Raw genomic sequence first — 18,729 nt, forward strand, 5'->3', positions numbered from 1 at the left:
GCAATAACGCCCATTTTTAAGAGTGGAGATTGCGAGACTGTTCGAGCAGTAACAAAGCAATTTCAAAAGGGAGCGATAAAAGTACGATTTTAATCCGTACTTCTGTCTCTTGATTTTTAATCAATCATCGTTATATTTTGAAGGGTTAAGTATTTGCATTGAAGATGCGCTACGATTTGCTCCGCTAACGCCGGACTGCTGGCGGGTACGCCGGGAGCTTGACTGCCATTAACTTAGCAGATGACTAAACCTTGTATTAAAGCTAAATTTGATGACGTTAATAGAAACATTTCTTTACATCCATTTTAGGCTCTAGCCCATGAACAACTTTCATCCCACAAGGAGATTCTTTAGAGTTCCTGAACCAATTGGATTTTCGACTTGGGACGATGAGTTAGCTTTAGCTGTAGCGCGGCTTTAGAGCTACCCTTGAATAAGAACAGAATCTCTCAACTACTTTTTGACTCATGATGAGGCACCTAATTGTCGAGAAATTTCCATCGCTAACCTTGTCCGAAACGCAGCAGTATTTAGAAAGTGGGCTGTTTCGTGGGATTGGCAAGAAAACTGCCCAAGCTCTTGTAAACTACTTTGGTTCTTCGACCTTATCAGTGTTAGACACCGCTCCAGAAAAACTTGATGAGGTTCCTGAACTTAATACTTATCGAATCACTACAATTACCAAAGCTTGGTCAGAGAGTAAAAAGAATCCGAACTTTGGAGTGATTACCCAACTTTTGGCTGTGGGAACTTCATTGAAGTTAGCTTTGAAAATTTGTGACTATTACGGACACAAAACTTCATATATTCTGCAAAACAACCCTTACAGATTAATTGATGATATTGATGGCATCGGTTTTAAGACTGCTGATGAGTTAGCCATATCTCTTGGTATCCCGCTATACAGCGATACTCGTTATATCTCAGCTTTAATCCATGTTTTAAAATCCGGCTTGCGTGAAGGGAATTGTTTTTTACCGTTTGAGCAATTAGTAAGTATTGCCACTTCCCTGCTTTCTTCATCACAGCATACGCCCGATGTTCAATTTTTAAATACAATCATTCAACAGTTACTTGAAAAGGGGACTTTAGTTGAGGGTGATGTTGGTAATAGTGTTTATCTCAAAGCTGCTTATCGGGCTGAACTTTCTGTGACTTTGAAGATTCTTGCTCTCCTTAAGCAACCAATTCACTCCACTGAACATTTAGAACACTGGTTAGCCGAATTCCAAACTACTGACTATCGCCAACTTTCACGTTTAAGTGATGAACAAATCAGCGCCTTGATGATGGCAGCCAAACATCCAATTAGCATTATCACTGGTGGCCCAGGTCGAGGGAAAACTTATGTACTCAAAACCTTAGTTGAATGGTTCATACATACTGAGAAAACGATTGCACTAGCCGCTCCAACCGGGAAAGCCGCTAACCGGATGAAAGATGCCACAGGTATTGAAGCAAGTACCATTCACCGTCTATTGCAATGGCAGGGGCATCAACAGGTTTTTCTTTATCACGAGGATAATCCTCTAAATCTTGATTGTCTAATCGTTGATGAATTTTCAATGGTTGACATATTTCTGTTCAATTCGCTGCTCAAAGCCTTGGACAAAAAAACCAGAATTGTACTGGTAGGGGACTTTGATCAATTGCCCAGTATTGGCGCAGGAATGGTCTTGCGAGATTTAATTGTTTCTGAACTCGTGCCAACAACTCTCTTACAGACGATTTATCGCCAACGGCACGAAAGCCCGATTATTTATGCCGCTAATGATGTCAATTCTGGCATAGTCCCCACACTGCACAATTTTAACCAAGTTTCTGATTGGATGGATGTCGGTGATTGTGCAATGATTCAAAAAGATTCGCCCCAAGCGACCTCCCAAGCCATCGTTGAGTTGGTTAAAGCTATTGGCCAGTCAGGTGTTGATTTAAATCAACAACTAATAATCTTAGCGCCTCAAAAACAAGGAGACTGTGGAGTTCACAATCTCAATCTGCTTCTTGCCCCTATCTTTAATCCCAAACAAGAAAATCAACCACAAGTTGTCTCTGGGTCGGTTGTCTACCGAATCGGTGACCGCGTAATCCAGCTGAAAAACCGTTATGAAACTGTTCCGCCTGTGATGAATGGCGAGATCGGTCAGGTTATTACTGTGGAGCCGGAAAAATTTCTGGTTACGATCTCTTGGGAGGGCGGTGCAGTTGTCAATTATTATCCTGGAGACTTCAAGCAAATTATGCACTCGTTTTGTATAACTTGCCACAAGAGTCAAGGTAGCCAATTTCCTTATGTGATTTTCCCATTGGTCAGGGCTAATTACCGGATGTTAACCCGTCAGCTGCTCTACACGACTATGACTCGCGCAATGGGTACATTCATCGCAGTTGGACAGTATGAAGCATTGAAGACTGCTGTCGCTACTGATAAACCCGCCCAGCGTTTTACTGGACTAACTAATCTCCTCATTTCACCTGTTGAGCAACTTAGTGAAATCTGGCAGAGTTTGAGCAACACCAGAAAAACCACTTGTGCGACAACATCTTCCCCTACTGTTACTGTCGCTTCTAGGCTACAACAACGCCAAATGACTGCTACACTTGGAGAGATGACTACTATTGGTAGTCTCGCACTACAAATGTATGAGTCTAAATATGGTTATCGTCCATCAAAACAGCCCGAACTTGTCGGGAAGTTTCGCTTTAATACTTATCACTATGAGACTACCGCAATTGACGAGATTGATTCAGCAATTGACGCAGTTCTGCGCCTTTAATAAAACCCATGCCCAACATGGGAACAACGGTCGCATCCAACCAGACTACTCTTAAATAGTTATCAGTTATCAGTAAACAGTTAAAAGTTTTGATAATTGGTTTAACAAGTGGTGGGGGTTTAAGTCCCCTGCTTCTATCAAGCAGTGCGAATTGAACGCCTAAATCTAAATCCCCCGAAGTTTTGTGGACGGAAACCGTCCCCACAACCTTCTCTTCGTCACAAAACGTAATTGCGAACGTAATTGATAATTAATTTATTTAGGGTACAAGCCCCTAATTTAAATTATGAAAAGAAACAAAACACGTAGTATCAATATTCAACGGAACGCATTCATGCGTGGGGTATTATTAATTGCGAATTGCGAATTGCGAATTGCGAATTGGAAGTGACTGTTCACTGATTTAAAATCTATGGCTATTCCAGCAACACAGTTAAAGATCGGGCAATCGCTGAAGTATCTGATCGGCACTCGAAGCGGTATGAGTGCGGCAATAACCGATATCAGCAAATCATCTCTTAGTCTCAAAAATACTCATATTGTTACTTTGACCTTTGATGATGATTCACTACCAAATCACTTAAAAACACAACAACTAACTGTTTATGACGAATTGCTTGAAGGTTGTGAAATAATCACATTTTAAAAAATTAAAATTGGCAACAGTAGAGCGCACATCCCCTCGGACAAGTTGAAATTAATCAAAATACTAACTTGCTGGCTGATATAATCCCGTATTTTCGTTAAATTCCCACCCTAACCCTGCTCTATCTTTGCCCTTACACCATGCTACAAAAAGCGGTGGGGGAAGATTAATTCGCTCCTTACGTACACTTTCCTCACTTACACCAAGTCTCTGGGGCTTTACCTTCTTCAGTTAACGGTTGCATTCTAGGAGTATGCACTTTGAATGATGAATTATTGTAGTACGATTTCTTGCCCCGCCCTTGTTGGTTGATCGGCATCGCAATTTGCCGACCATTGGTCGGCAAAAACTTAATTATGATTCTCAAAAACTAATCCTTTATATGAGCCAAAATCGAGGGTGTTAAAAGGAGCGGAAATTTGCAGACCACCGTGCCAAACGATGTCTGTGCCTTCCCTTATGCCCTCTGCATGGCTATCTTTTTGTAATCTAAAATACCTTACATTACGCAATCATCACTACTGCACGCACCGCTATGCAGTAAAGCTTTCTGCATTATACTCATCTAGGTAAATAGGCTAAATGAACCTACCATCAGCTTATTTGTTTACCTAGATAAGTATCATGATACAGCACAGGGATTTCGTTCGATGTTAAAGTTGCATTTTTAACTGTGTAATTTACGACATCATAAACTAACTCACAATCAGCTAAAGTCCCTTCAGGCATCAGGGAGCATCTTGGCGTTCACCCTGAAAATTGATTCAGGACAAGTTCGGAATCAATTGCAGAAAAGTTTGAGTTTTTGGCACGCAAGTTTTACCCATTTCTTGAAGAATTTTTTATAGAGCAATCACACCACTCTCAAAAAATAAACTAAAAATAACTCTATAGTTTTATGGCGTGATAGCGATGAAATAGCGGGCTATTCCAATAAGCTTGATTTGGCATGAAAGCAACAGAAGCAGGGAAGAACTTTGTACAAGTTTCTTAAAATAAGCATCTTTGCCCGTTTTCTTTAACACAAACCTACACCTGTAATATTTCTGTAGTGAACTGTTAGGAGTATGCTCTTTATCCTATTATATTACTTGTTAACTATAAAGTCATTTTCAGTTTATTTTTTTTCACGGATTTTTAGGTTTTTCTTTTAAAGGTGTATTTTTAGGGGGAACCACAAAAAAAGATACCAACCGTGTTCTTAATTGCTTGTTGTATGGCGTGGATCTGGATCTTACTTTCGTATCTTTATGAGCGGGTAAGTGCCTTATCACCTAAATCGGGAAAATTGGCTTGCATGAACCCGGATTTCTCACCACACCTCTCAAAGCCTGCGCTTGTGCAGGGGTGCAGAGGAGCAGAGGAGCAGGGGAGAGTTCAAATCCCAAGTTCTTTCCCCTCTGCCCCTCTGCTCCATCAAACGCCTGAAGCTTGTGAGAAATACGGGATGAAGTGTTCGCCCAAAAGCCAAGATATTTAACTCCAGAGAAAGAAGAGATAGAGGTAAGATGAATTGTGGCAAAAATCAAATTAGGAGTCTTGTATTTTGGCGAAATTAGAGAATATAGAATATAATCTACACTAAGCCTATAGAATTACTGTTTTTTTAGATTCTTTGTTAACAGGAGAAATCACAATGACATTAGCCCAAAACATTAGTATCCAAAACAATAATAGCGGAAATTATCATTCTTTGTAGAAAGGATTAAAAGCCTGAACATTTGTGTAAAAACGGCTGTGGTGGCTGGCATATTAATGTTCATACGACTGTTTTACGAATTATGCTGCTGAGTTTTGCTAGTCTGGAATTTTTATATATGAATGACTCTGGGCGGAAGTTAACTCAAGTTTTCTAGAAAAATACTGTTTTAAAACAAGAATGACTATATTAACAAGCTTACGGGCTGTATCCTACTTAGCTCCTAATTGGTTCGGATTATATCAGGCGATCACAGCTTATTTGGGTCGTGTTTTACAAGTAGAAATCCAACTACATCAAGGTGAATGCGATCCCCTCCAAGACCCTCTATTATTTCAAGACCAAATAGACCTAGTTTTTATTTGTGGATTACCACTAATTCGTTACAGTCAAGAAGTTATAGACCAATTCCAGACATTGGTTGCACCAGTGATGCAAGCATCCCGGTATGGCAACAGTCCTATTTACTATGCAGATGTAATTGTCAAGGCTGATAGTAATATCAAAAAGTTTGCCGATTTGTCAGGGAAAACATTTTGCTATAACGACCCTGGTTCTAACAGTGGTTATAATTTACTTCGTCACTGGTTAAGTCAAGAAAAATATCCGCAAAATTTCTTTGGAAAAACTATAGAATCAGGTTTTCATCAACGTTCAATTCGCTGGGTAGTTGAGGGGCTGGCGGATTGTGCAGCCATTGACAGTGTAGTGTTAGAACAAGAATTACGCGATATTCCAGAATTATCACAGCATTTGCGTGTGCTGGAAGTGATCGGCCCTTCTCCTATGCCACCATTGGTTGTAGCACAGCGTCTAAGTATCCCTTTAATTCAGCAAATGCTGATTAGCTTACTCCAACCAGATGCAGAGTTGCAAGGAGTTATGGAACAATTTGGTATTAGACGTTTTGCCGCAGTGAAGCTAGAAAATTATCGGGTACTCAACCAGATTTACTGCGAACGCTCTTTTGTCAGTTTGTTTAGTTAACCCTGTTTTGTCACTCTTGGGAAAGAATAATCGAAGCAAGGTTCTGAAACTTTTATTGATTCAAGCTTTGAGGGAAGAGAAGAAAAACAGCGTTGCTGAATTCAGCAACGCCATAACTTTTATATCAGGCGGTAATGCCATAAACCCAACTCTGCTTTTGTGTCCACAACACAGCATCATGATAAATTTGCTCAAATAAAACTCGCTGTGCATGACTCCCTCCAATCTCATGCAAGCGTGGTAAAACCAATTTGAGTTCGGTAACAGCTGTGTTAAAGTCACCTTTGGCATGAGCTACCATACCTCTAGCTGCCGGAATTGCTACTTCTAACCAACTCCTTTGCAAGAAGGGATTGATACTCAAAGCATGATACTGCATACTCTGAAGCATCTGGTTTACCCAACCAGTATGTCCGGCTTTAGCAAGGGCATAGACATAATGCAAATCTTGAAATGCTAAAGCGTGTTCATCAATACGGCTGTAAAGATAAGGAATGATACTTTGCCAACGGTTTCCGACATTTACCCCACGTAATTCCAGGCGTAATAATAGTGAAATTGCCCCTACTTGGTCTTTGGGAGATTGTTTATTTGCACGTTCCCAAATTTGGGTATCGTATAGTGAAACAACTTTTTGGTAGTTTTCTTGCTCCAAATAATACAGTGCAATATGCCACCAGTTGTGGCTATAAAGCATAGAATTGCAATTTTCCCAAGTGTCTGCAAAACTCTCCATCCAAGCTATACCCTCATTGACTCTTCCTTGAGTTTCCATTACATGAGCTAAAGCATGGTGCGCCCAAGGATCATATCTATTTAAGGCGATCGCCTGACGTGCCATTTTTTCTGCTGCTTTTAATTGGTGACATTGTTCTAAGCCAAAAGCTACCATGCCATATAAATAATCTTGTTGGGGATTGCTAGGTAAAACTTTCTGGGCTATTTTTAGTAATTTTTCTTTGTTGCCTGTATAAAAATAGTGATACTGTCCCTGCTGGACTGATATTAAATCACGGGGAAATTTGTTGGTAATCTCTTCATGAAAACCGATCGCTAAATCAATCTCTTGATTTGCCCAAGCTAAAATTGCCTGCACATATAATTTTTCTCTGTCAGTAATCTTGGCTAAATTCCGTTGTGCTACTTGCAAATATGGTTGCACTTGCTGCCAAGCTTTGCTGTTTTCTTGGGTAAGATAATAAGCCGCTGCATAAGCATGAGCTAAAGCACAAGTTGGATCAGCCTCAATTGCTTGGAAAATCGCTGTTTCTGCATCTTGACCATAACAAAGCGCTTGATCAATGAAACGGTTAATAGCTGCGATCGCCTGGGCTGAATCTGTCGTCACTACCAGTCCTTGTGCATCTTTAAGCATGATTAATTAATTCCTTGGAGCAAGATTTATGGAGGATATTTTAAACCCCGGTAAACCTATCGAAATAATGTACTATGACCAAAAGTATGTCACAGCCTCCACAAAATCGCAAGTTTTAACTACTGCAAATTGATAAACTTACCGTATTCATTTTTGTAAAAGTATTGCTTATCGAGTCTCAATCTCTCATCGACCTTATCTAAATCATTACCACCAATTGCATCTAGGTTATCTAGGTAAAATTCGATAAATTGGGTGAGCGTGCCTGTTGGAGGAGACCGCTTTCACTCCTATAGCAGCCGTGTTTCGAGTTTATTCGTTGTGTAGTGTGGATCTCTTTTATAACAGCTGGTATCTTTTTTCTTGGTTTGTGCCTTACCTGCTCACGCAGTGTCAAAGGGTGAGCATATCAATATACTGAATACTGATCCCGAAAAAATCAATTCCGGCATCAATCAGAAAAACCAGTGGTTAGCTCCCAATGGCTACGGTGTAGAAACTAGTGAAGCCCCCTTGAATTTTGACGCGAACCTGGAATAGTCAACTTTTGGACAGCACGGCGTTTAGTTTCTTCACCGCGACGGTCATATCTGGCAGTCTGGTCACTGTTCGTGTGTCCAGCTAACCTTTGAACTGTAGAAATATCTTCACCAGCATCGAGCAGATCAGAGATGAAAGTTCTACGGAAATCGTGAGCGGAAAAATTAGTTACTCCCGCCTCTAAACCACGTTTTTGCAAGATGAACAGCACTGCTTGAGAGGTAAGTCGTCGCCGCACTATCCTTGATCCTCTGTTGACATGACATAGTAAAGGGCCTGCCTCGTAGCCTCGAAGCGATAACCAGTCCAAAACGACAGTTAAACCACTTTCGGGTAAGTACACAGTTCGGTCTTTACCACCTTTGCCATCGCGCACCTCTATTGCCCCAGTACTCTCTTCAAGGTTGCTCAAGTCTAAATTCACCACTTCAGAGCGGCGGACTCCAGAACCTCGGAGTATTGCAAATATTGCAGCATCTCTATAACCAGTGGGGGTAGGGTCATCAAAGCAAGTTTGCATCAATTGGGCGATTTCTTCTGCCGTGAGAACACGTCCCCGCAATTGCTTGGTGACTTTAACGTTGGGAATGTCTACAGCACGAGCAAAATCAACAGCATCCATTATCTCTAACCGCAAGGCTTCTTTTAAAACTCGCCGCAAAGCACACAGCACTTTGTTGACATAAGCTGGTGCATATTTTTCGCTCAACACAGAGCGGACTGCTGCCGTATGTTTGTAGCGCAGTGCTGCCCAGTTCAGGGTCATCGCATCACAACTCGAGTTGGTTAACAATCGCGCGATCACATTGAGAGCTTGGCGCATTGTGGGGCGGGAACCAGGGGAAAGGGTTGCCAAATAGACCGCAGCCGGATGTTCGACTAGCGGGATGGGAGAAGCCAGAGCTAGAGGAGAGGGTGTGCTGTTTTCAATGGTTTGGTGCATTTACTTATCAGAACTGTCCTTCTTATAAGCAAGATTCTGATAAGTAATTGTCTCATAATTGCGTGCAGCGATCGCCGACTTTACCCCTCGACAGGCAACACATCTTCATTCAGCAAGGCGTAAAATTCCGGTACTGCTGCCTCGACAACTCGCAGTTCACTCGCCGCGATCGTCTCAAGTTCCAGCACCGTCTCCCAGCGCAAATCACTCTGCCATCGCTTGAAAATGCCTTTAATTGCGTCTACTCCACGAGAAATGCCAGAGCGAAGTATTTCTACGCAGTGGAGTAGCGTAATGCGATCGGTCGGAGGCGACTCAAATTCGGTAGTATCCTCCCCTTGGCAATGGGAGTTCCCTATAGCATCAAGGGGGGGGATGGATACGGCCTGCTGATTGGGGTTTGCACTATACGCAGCAGGGGTTTGAGCAGCGTAATAGGTTCGATTTTCTTTTTGATTACGCTTCGTTTGACGATGAGCAATCACCTCTTGAGCAAATTCTAATTCCTCTTTAGATAAAGAGAAAAGTTTTACCTGTTGCCCCCGTTTACCTTGCTTGCGGAAAGTCAGCTTTAGCCCCAGCTGCTCTAGTAAAGTCGCCAGCAACCAAATAGGTTTACAGTCTAGGGGAATAGTAAACCCAAGAATTGCTTTGACGTGAGCAGCACAGTTTTTAGCGATCGCCGTCATCTTGAGTAAGGTGGAATCGTCTCCGGTAACTTCTTCACCCTTCATTAAACTTGAGAGAATTTGATGCAGTCCCAGGTTAAATCTAGCCAGCCAGCGTGCGGAGTAATTGCCCCAGTCGATGCACAAAGGTAGATTGTCGCGCTCGGTGCGGTCTTTTTGGGTGACAATTGTTGGTGGGGTAGGATAACTTTGCCCAGTTTTGGGGTCAGTAAACGATTCTTCGGGCGGGGCTAAAATGGCCTCAAGTCCAGCAATTGCTCTAATTAAGCGACCACCTTTATCCATTTCTACGAGTGATTCGGTTACTTCGATGCCGTAAGAATCAGAAATGCGTTTCTTTTCACATTCAAAAATTTCATTAGGGTCAAGGTAATCTTTGCTCTGACGGGCGCGGTACTCACTCAAAGTAATATTCTTAGCCTTGGCAACATGAGAATTGTGGGCACGATCCAAAGCTTGTGCTGCTGCTTTTAGACTTTCTCTTGCTTGGTCATCATCATCACTGCCCACACATATAAATGTATTACCCATTTCGGTGAGGAGCGATCGCAAATCATCACGCAGATTATTAAGAGAATAGTGGCGGTTAGCCATAATTTGGCAATAAGCCTCAAGCGCCCAATCTTTCTCGGCTCCGCGTTTGCCTGTTTGACGGTCAATCCGCAACAGAAAAGCTGTCATTTCATTGGTTTGGAGCAAGCGCTCTTTAATTTTGGATGCGTTTGTATCCTTGTAACCAAAGGGAGGACGCGGGGCCACCCAAATATGAAACGGGACTTTCGGGCGATAGCGGTACAGTTGTTGGGCGCACTCAGTAGCAGTTTGGGAAACGCCGTGAAACACACCAAATACTAAGTCAAAATGATACTGGGAAATATCGACACCAGTACCGAGACTGGGAGAGGTGAACAAGGCATCAAAGTTTTTGACGGCGTTGGTGATATCTTTGATGAAAGCGACATTTTCATCACTGCCAGAATTGTCAGAGTGAACAGACCAGATACGCCATTTTTTTGGTGTATGTGATTTTTCGGAGTTAGATTCTTCGTACTTGATAGTAAAGGATTTGTCGAGTTTTTTAATAAAACGCTTACTGTCACTTGCAACCATGACTTTCTCACCAAGCATCAGCGCTGCCGAGATTTGGGCGACTAGGGCGCTCTCATTATCCCCCTCGTACCAATAAATTGTGCGTGAACCGTTTCGCCACTCGTTTTTAATGATGTAAGGTACTTCACCTTTTGGTCGCATTGCAAGAAAGAAGTCTACAGTCAGGTCATCCATGTGTGCGTCGGCGATGACGACCAGTGGCGCGTTATATACTATATATTCCAGTACTTCAAGTATTGCTGCACGGTGCTGTTTGCAAGTATTACTGTGTAGTAAGTGGGTGAGGTATTGGCAGGCTTCATCTATAAATATGCAGCCGTAGGTGAGAGACTGAGTATTCAACTTATGCAAGCTGTCAATAGTAATACTAAGGGCTTGAGCCTGGGCTAAACCTGTGTAACCCAAGTCGGAGTACATGGCTGTCTGCAAGCGTTGGGCAAGATTTTTCAACAAGTTAACCCGATGCCCATTGTTGAGGAACCGCGCGTCGGGGTTTTGGTCACGCCACCAGCGCATGAGTTGGGTTTTACCAGTGCCCATATCGCTCCAGAGTACGACTAGTCCTGATTTTGGGAAATTGAAGGTAGGGGATTTCTTCGATTTGGATGAATCAACTCCGCCAGAATCCGTAGACTCCTTCTTTCTTTGATGTCCTTTAATAGATGGCGTGAAAAGTTGTTCCTTTTCAAGATCATAAAGCTCGGGCAAAAGCTTGCATTTTTCTTCAAGTTCAGGGATGCACAAAGCCTCAGAGAGATACTTGACATTAACAGTTACATCCGGCTGGTACTTGCTTAACCCCCATTTTTTAGCCCGATACGAGCGCTTGTAATCAGCAAGTGATTTAGCATCATCGATGATTGCGGTCAGTAGAGCGTTAGCATCTTCGCCCCGCGCTACAACAAAATCGTCAACACCTTTCTCTGGACCCGGCAGTAATGCAACTTCACATTCAGAACCAGCAGCTAAAATTGCTTTTGCAGTGCGAACAGTGGCTTGAAACACCGACCACCTGGTTTTAGAAGAAGTTTCGTAGTCAAAAAGAATTATGAACTTGCGCCCAGAGAGAGCCATCGGTACTAAGTCAGGATGCAACCGTTCATCAAAATCTTGTTTGCCGACGCGCCCGTTCCAAATTCCGGGGAGTGCGATCGCTACAAATCCCAGACTCAGCAAGCAGGCCGCCTTCTTCTCACCCTCGCATAAGATAATCGGAATCTCTGGATGTTGCTTTATCCACTCCCAGAAGGTGATTTGTATATCTTTCTGCCCAGAGTCGATGAAATTCAGTTTGTGCTGCTTTACCCATAACCAAAACATTAGGGGATTGAGTATGCTTTTTCTGCACAGTGCTAAAAAGGAACTAGACTGCGCGTATGAGAGCGAATTACGTAAGTTGGCAGCATAGAGAGCATTTTTTCTTCGACTTTTAATATGCAGCTTTTGACCACGTTTTGCAAAAAGCACTTCTGTAACTGAGGGGATGTTGTAGCGCCGTGCAATCTTGTTTAATATGCAGTTGGGAATATCGAAGTAGGTGACGCGGTTAGCTGTCTTGGGGGGTGATTCGTATTTGACGGGTTTCCATGAGTGCCAATCAATGCGAGGGAAGTTGGGCTTAATCCTTCCCCATTCCATTGGTCGCCAATTATTCAATGGGTCAAGAGATTGAATCCATATCCCCCCCAGTAAGAGATGATCATACTTTTTAATGTATGCATCTGTGACTCGACCGGCATTTTTGCGAGGGATTTTGTCGGAGATGAACAGGTAGTCGTAAATTGATTCTCCTTCGATGTGGAAGAAGCTGCGTGAAATCAACCCGGGATGAATGGCACTACCAACATATAACTCATGGTACTCGGTAGCCAAGAGATTGTTTGGGTATTCAATTGGGTGTAATATCTGCTCAATTGATACCTTGCAATCTGGTTTCGGCTCGAATGGCTCTTTGTTGCCACTCTTAATTGCATTTTTATTTGTATTCACATTCTCTCCCAATATTTTCCATGACAATCTGAGCGACATTGCACCTATGCCGCATTCATCAGTGAACAGTTATCAGTTATCAGTTATCAGTTATCAGCCCTTGTTCCCAACTCTTGGAGAGGCACTCGCGTTCGGTCACAGGCAGAGGGAGGAGGCAGTATTCCCTTCTGCCTTCAGCAAGAACTGCCCTCTGCCTTTCTTGATAAAAGCTCCCTCTGTACTGCGGGAGCAGAACCCGTAGGGTTGTCCTTACTACAAGGGAATCAAAGAAGGAAAAATGAATGACGATTAGCTTAACTGTTAACTGTTTACTGTTAACTGTTTACTGATAACTGTTCACTGTTTTTTCGGGCTTTTGTGATTAAATCAGTCTCCTGGGTAGTAAGGAGAGCCCAGTAGTCAAGTTTTATCACCTCGTATTTTTCAGCCACAGCCCAAAACTCCTGCCATGTAAACTCAAGACGAGCAAGTACTTGCCTAATTTCCCTAATAGCCACAGGTAATAGTTGTAATTGCTCCGTCCTTGTTGCTAGCGCCTCCTGTGTGGGACTAGTACCCAAAATTATCGCCGCAGCTTCTAGCGCTTGGGTGTTGTTCATGGCACTGGCGAGGTTTTTCAGTGCCATACCCATGAGGCGCAGACATTTTTGGGAACCAATGGTTCCTGATTTTTGGGAACCAATGGTTCCTGATGGAATGGCTTTCTCGCTCTTGGCATTGGGGCAACAATATTAGCCGCAGCTGCGAAATCTGATTCGCTAGGCTCTGGGTTTGATTCCAAAGCCAGTGTTATCGCAGCAATAAGTTTTTCTGGTTCTTTGGCTAACCTCAAAAGAGGACGGGCTTGGCGCTCATTTTTAATCTGTGGCCCCAACTCCCCTGCTGCAACAATAACTTTTGATGCCCCTAAGAGTTGATTTATACGCCGATAGCCGCCATATATATGTAATTCGCCTTGGCAATATTGTTCAAAGTTTTTGTACCCAGCGATTCTGTACATCTGCTCGTCATGCATGACGCGAAAGAGTTCTACTGCTTGCAACTCAAATCGGTCTATGGCAGCGAAGGTGTCTTTGATACTGCTGTTAAGAACATCGTAATCAAGTGGCGATGTTGTTTCTTCTCTATCTAGTGTCAGCATAATTTGTACCCTGATGCTAGCCACCACGCACGAATGGTGTGGCGTACCACTATTGGAAACAGCGAACGCACACTAAAAGCTAATTCCAATCCTATAAAAAGTCTGACAATTTTCGTTCTAGCCAGGATATTGCTGAAATTACCCTCTACTAGACCGCATACAAGATGTGTAATCTTACTATCTGACCCAATGCGCTCAACTACTGCGTCCTTGGGGGTTTTGCTATAAGTCATGATTTCGCCTCTGATAACTCGGTTTACAAGCTTCAGAGGGGGTTGTATCAGTTATCAGTCAACAGTTGACAGTTATCAAGGACTGTAATTCAAACTGATAACTGATAACTGTTACTCGCGCTGCTATGCTTTTTGCTACGAAATTCGGGATATTTCTTAATTAAATTTAATATTTCCCAAACTTGAAGAATTTTAATAGCCAAAATTTGCCACCAAAAATTCGACGATCTGGTAACAACCCCTGTACAATAGGGGAAGCAGCGCGGATAAACTCAGTCGGACATTTTTAGTGGTAATCTTAGTCGGCAAACTTTAACCACCACTGATTTTGTTCTTTCGAGATCAACCCCGCTCTGATGTTATATGAAATTTAAGCCACGCACGAAGCGCTACTCCTTAGTGGCGCTTCGTGCGTTAAATTCTCGTACTGTTGTATCTTCACCTTCATACTTCCTATCAATTAGCTTGATTTTACATAACTTGTGGTCTTTCCGTATCTAGCGAGATTCTGTAACGTTTGTGTTTGACTCCTCCATATTTATGAGTATTGGTTCAGCTTACCCTAGTTGGGTAATGACTTTTTCAAGAAGCAGCACCGAAGGCAGAGGTTGTTTCTGACTTGGGCTTGCGCTCGAAAACTTGTATGCTAGGTTCTTCTAACACGAACCCATGCTCAGTTGACTGACCAAGTTTGCCAGCAATCGCTGCTACCGATTGTGGGTAATTACTGATTACATTAGTCAGTTTCTTGTAAATCTTTGGTTTAACTGTGATTGCTGTGATGCGTCCGTCACAGTCTACGTCAAACTGCTGCCAAGCGTTCTCTACGATCTTGGGTTGTGGCAGTTCATTGATTTTAATTGTGATTTCTAGTTTGCCTGCAATCATAGCTACCTCTTTTAAGATGCGATCGCTAATAGTTGTGAAGCATCAGATGTATGTACCAACCCTAGAGGATCTGTCGTAATATACTTTTTAATTACTGGTTGAAGAGTGAAACTGATTTCTTTTGTAGTTGGGTCTTTACTACTTTCTATTAATGAATTTTTCTCAAGTCCTTCTAATGCTGTAATTAACTCTGATGTTGAAATAGATATTTTGTAAATTTGATTTAATTCAATTAATAATTTGTTGAAACTAATATATTGAAAACTTAAAACTATTTTATCTGCTAAATAAATCATGATTTGTCGCTGAATATTACTTAATACTTGACCAAAAACCTTATTGAGCATTTCTTGAAATCGACTACTAACGAGTGTAGTTGGATCTTGAAAGAATTTTTCGGTACTACTTGCAAAGAAGTGGTGAATTCGATTGGAAACTGCTTTTAGCTCTAACGGATTACCGCGATAAGTTTGAATTAATTGACTACACCGTTTTTCTTCATTGCACAATCCCAAAGCAGATAAAAACTGCATGGCAGCATCCGGATCTAAACCTTCAACCTTGAGATACTGAATAGGTCGATCAGCTTCTATCAGTACATCGAACTCATTAGGCCAAACTCGACTAGTCAAAAGCAAGCAGCTTTTATGCTGCTCCTCTACTAAGCGGCGAAAAAATAGTTTGTACTCTAGCCTCTCCTCCAAATTATTTGTCTGAAATAAGGCTTCACATTCATCCAATACTATGAAGTAGCGCTGTGATTGCAACTGCTTGATTAACACATTTTGCATTGCCTGAGTATATTTAGGTAAGCTTGGCTCAGGTTCTATGGGTTGAGTTAGCTCTATTAAATCGGCTATTAAGTCTTGAAGGAGTGGTGCATGGGACACCGATTTCCAAATTAAGCAATCAAATCTAGGTTGAGATTCTACACTAAGTTCTGTTAATAGTTTTGCAGCTAATGCACTTTTACCAATGCCCGCCACTCCTATAAGTGATACGCATCGCTGATCGATTACTAATTCCTTTAGATTGGTCAGTTCCTTTGCTCGTCCATAAAAACTGGATATGTCAGGCAGGTGACTTCCCATAACTTGTACTAGTCCGTTTGCAGAGGGTCTTTGCTTTCCAATTGATGCAGATAGAATAGGATACTTTTTAGTAACCTGCTCTAATAGGATACGCCGCAGTTTCTTTTTTCCAACGCGCTGTCCACTGCCAATAGTTTCGGATAGTAAATCCCATAAGGGAGGAGCTACACGTCTTTGCAAGTAGTTAAGACTGTAAGGTGAGTTTTCTGCCACCTCTTCGTAATCATCATCATCCCATGCTCCCTTTAGGACAATAATTTCTGCTTCAGATAGGTGTTTGCCTCTTTTGCCAAAGACTAAATTATCTACTACAACCAGTGCTGCTTCAAAATTTACTGCTGCCGAAGATATTTGCCCTTCCCTCCGTCCTTTTGGGATAACTAAGGGAAGGGCAGGTGAATTCAGTTTCTGTACGGCACTAAAATCCATGATTTACTATTTCCATAGGCGTAGGAAACGTTTGTAAAGGGCTTTTCCTAGACTATGATTAGTTCCAGGAGTGTATTGCATGACATTAATATACTTTGTTTCTTCCACTTGTAACTATTTTTTGTAAAAAAGTATCATAACAATTTCTGATAGGTTTACCGAAGACCTTATTAAATAATTAATCATTTTTGAGTGATAAAAAATACATTTGAGTTTTGTTTTATACGTAATTCACCATACATAAATTCTAGGGGCTTGTTGGGTAAGGAGGGTCAGTGAGTTACTGTATCAATCCCCTTTGCAATCACCGCCAAAATCCTAATTCTGATGACGTCGAAGAATGTCTCTCTTGTGGGACTTCGCTGCTGATTAATGATCGCATTCGCTTAGTCAAGCCATTGAGAGCGCTCACTGATGATCCGTACAATTACATTGAAGTGTTTGAAGTAGATGACGCTGGTACTCAATGGAACCCTGTTCGCAAGCAGCGAGTCATGAAAGTTTTAAAATGGAACTCGCCTAAGCTGGTTGAATTAATCGAGCGGGAATCTCTTTGTTTACAAATAATCCGACATTCCGGTATTCCTAGAAGCACCATAGATGACTTTTTTGCTTTTGTTCTTCACAAGAATTCCTTAACATTGTATTGCTTAGTTATGGATAAAATTGAGGGACAAAATTTGGAGCAATGGTTAGAGTCTAATAGCCTGATTTCACAATCTCTAGCATTAGAATGGCTGCAACAATTAGTTGATATCCTTGACACAGTACACCGCTCTAATTTTTTTCACCGAGATATTAAGCCTTCTAATATAATTCTTCAGCCGAGTGGTCAACTTGCATTAGTTGATTTTGGTGCAGCACGGCAAGTGACTGACACTTACCTAGCAAAAGTTAGTGGTAGCGGAGGAACTAGTACAGGTAGGGGAGGACGATATGAAATCACAGCTATCAGCACGCCTCTTTATTCTCCACTGGAGCAAGTTAATGGTAAAGCAGTACCCCAGTCAGATTTCTACGCTTTGGGCCGGACTTTTGTCCATTTGCTCACTGCCACTCAACTAATTGATTTGCCAACAGATCAAAAAACAGGAAACCTAATTTGGAGAGATAAAGCACCGCAGATTGACAAACCCTTTGCTGATTTGATTGATGAATTAATGGCTCTCCTTCCAGGGCAACGTCCGCAGACTACTGAAGTAATTTTGCAGCGATTAGAAAAACTGCCTCAGCAAATTAAAAATTATACATTAGCTAATTCTAAAGTATTTAAATTTAGCAAATATACATTAATGATTTTAGTATTTGTTGGGGGTATTTTTCTATCTATACCTCTAGCAGCTAACTACTTAGTAGCTCAAGGAGAGAGGGCTGAGGCAGCAAATGATTCTCAGAGCGCACAACAATCTTTTGACTCAGCTATAAAAATTAAGCCCCAAGTGAAAAATTCTATTTCTAAGTTTTATTTTGAGAAAGCATCTCGTAGTACTCAAAACCTGCGCTCTGCGAAAAAATATTATGAATTATCGCTCAAATATAATAATCAAGATGTAGACACATACAATAATTTAGCTTTTGTTTGCCAGCTATTAAATGAATTTGATTGTGTAACTACTAATTATGAGAAGGCTTTGAAGTTGAAGCCTGATACCTGGTCAGGACATTATGGATTAGGAACCTTTTATGACGATCAAGGGAAAAACGATTTGGCAGAGCAACAGTATCAGTTAGCTCTAAAAAGTAATAGTCAAGAAATCCCGGTTATCAATAATCTCTCCAGATTGAAAAATCTAAAAGGTGACTATAATACGGCGATTACTCTAGCCCTACAAGGGTTAAAAAAAACTAAAGAACCTAAATTACAAGCTGCATTGTATAAAAATTTAGGTTGGGCGCTTTTTGAGCAGAAGAAGTTAGGCATCGCAAAGGAATATTTAGAAAAAGCCGGAGAATTAGATCCTCAAAGAGCAGACACTTACTGCCTGCTGGCACAAGTTCAAGAAGCTTTGGGCGATAACGATAATTCCTGGCTTAACTGGGAAGCTTGCTTGATACTTGAGTCGAAAGTGCCAGAAGTTTTTCGTTGGCGGGAGGATGTATTACAAAGAATTCGGCTCAAGCCTGATTCTCGACAGAGTAGGATAAACCCACAATAGGCTTTGACGCTATCAATTATTCTCTACTTAGATTAA

The 18,729-nt window shown here is 41.7% G+C and carries 13 protein-coding genes; 4 read left to right on the forward strand and 9 right to left on the reverse strand.

What is annotated here, in order from left to right; translation table 11 throughout:
* Window positions 1–467: 467 nt before the first annotated feature.
* Window positions 468–2,777, forward strand: coding sequence for an ATP-dependent RecD-like DNA helicase (locus HWQ38_RS04430; RefSeq protein ID WP_292790324.1), 2,310 nt, complete (start codon window positions 468–470; stop codon window positions 2,775–2,777).
* Between the two features lie 412 nt (window positions 2,778–3,189).
* Window positions 3,190–3,423 carry a hypothetical protein gene (locus HWQ38_RS04435; protein ID WP_292790326.1) on the forward strand — a complete coding sequence of 78 codons (234 nt, stop codon included), beginning with the start codon at window positions 3,190–3,192 and terminating at the stop codon, window positions 3,421–3,423.
* Window positions 3,424–3,616: 193 nt separating this feature from the next.
* On the opposite strand, the gene HWQ38_RS04440 is transcribed toward HWQ38_RS04435, so the two are convergent.
* Complete coding sequence (locus tag HWQ38_RS04440; protein ID WP_292790327.1) at window positions 3,617–3,790, reverse strand: hypothetical protein; 174 nt, start codon at window positions 3,788–3,790, stop codon at window positions 3,617–3,619.
* Window positions 3,791–5,302: 1,512 nt separating this feature from the next.
* On the opposite strand from HWQ38_RS04440, the gene HWQ38_RS04445 reads away from it, so the two are divergent.
* Window positions 5,303–6,109 (forward strand): PhnD/SsuA/transferrin family substrate-binding protein, encoded by an 807-nt coding sequence (locus HWQ38_RS04445; RefSeq protein WP_292790329.1) that lies wholly within the window; start codon window positions 5,303–5,305, stop codon window positions 6,107–6,109.
* A 124-nt stretch (window positions 6,110–6,233) separates the two neighbouring features.
* Here the strand turns inward: HWQ38_RS04445 and HWQ38_RS04450 are convergent, their stop codons facing one another.
* The 8 genes from HWQ38_RS04450 to HWQ38_RS04485 form a co-directional block, all read right to left on the reverse strand.
* Window positions 6,234–7,484 (reverse strand): tetratricopeptide repeat protein, encoded by a 1,251-nt coding sequence (locus HWQ38_RS04450; RefSeq protein WP_292790331.1) that lies wholly within the window; start codon window positions 7,482–7,484, stop codon window positions 6,234–6,236.
* A gap of 499 nt (window positions 7,485–7,983) precedes the next feature.
* Window positions 7,984–8,967: a site-specific integrase gene (locus HWQ38_RS04455; RefSeq protein ID WP_292790333.1), complete on the reverse strand. Its 984-nt coding sequence runs from the start codon at window positions 8,965–8,967 to the stop codon at window positions 7,984–7,986.
* Between the two features lie 80 nt (window positions 8,968–9,047).
* Entirely contained in the window at window positions 9,048–12,671 is a 3,624-nt protein-coding gene (locus HWQ38_RS04460; RefSeq protein ID WP_292790363.1) for a plasmid replication protein, CyRepA1 family, read from the reverse strand.
* A 398-nt stretch (window positions 12,672–13,069) separates the two neighbouring features.
* The gene (locus HWQ38_RS04465) at window positions 13,070–13,387 is read right to left on the reverse strand and encodes a hypothetical protein (protein ID WP_292790334.1); all 318 of its coding nucleotides are present in this window, start codon (window positions 13,385–13,387) and stop codon (window positions 13,070–13,072) included.
* Window positions 13,372–13,896: a hypothetical protein gene (locus HWQ38_RS04470; RefSeq protein WP_292790335.1), complete on the reverse strand. Its 525-nt coding sequence runs from the start codon at window positions 13,894–13,896 to the stop codon at window positions 13,372–13,374. Before HWQ38_RS04470 ends, HWQ38_RS04465 begins: the two co-directional genes overlap by 16 nt.
* Window positions 13,890–14,129 (reverse strand): hypothetical protein, encoded by a 240-nt coding sequence (locus HWQ38_RS04475; RefSeq protein WP_292790336.1) that lies wholly within the window; start codon window positions 14,127–14,129, stop codon window positions 13,890–13,892. Before HWQ38_RS04475 ends, HWQ38_RS04470 begins: the two co-directional genes overlap by 7 nt.
* A 582-nt stretch (window positions 14,130–14,711) precedes the next feature.
* Complete coding sequence (locus HWQ38_RS04480; protein ID WP_292790338.1) at window positions 14,712–15,017, reverse strand: fertility inhibition FinO-like protein; 306 nt, start codon at window positions 15,015–15,017, stop codon at window positions 14,712–14,714.
* A gap of 11 nt (window positions 15,018–15,028) precedes the next feature.
* Window positions 15,029–16,537 (reverse strand): NB-ARC domain-containing protein, encoded by a 1,509-nt coding sequence (locus HWQ38_RS04485; protein ID WP_292790341.1) that lies wholly within the window; start codon window positions 16,535–16,537, stop codon window positions 15,029–15,031.
* A gap of 275 nt (window positions 16,538–16,812) precedes the next feature.
* Between HWQ38_RS04485 and HWQ38_RS04490 the strand changes: the two genes are divergently transcribed.
* Window positions 16,813–18,693, forward strand: a complete 1,881-nt coding sequence (locus tag HWQ38_RS04490) for a tetratricopeptide repeat protein (protein WP_292790344.1) — start codon at window positions 16,813–16,815, stop codon at window positions 18,691–18,693.
* The last annotated feature ends 36 nt before the right edge of the window (window positions 18,694–18,729 follow it).

Origin of the sequence: Nostoc sp. NMS7 (assembly GCF_017115085.1) — a bacterium.
Lineage (GTDB): Bacteria > Cyanobacteriota > Cyanobacteriia > Cyanobacteriales > Nostocaceae > Nostoc.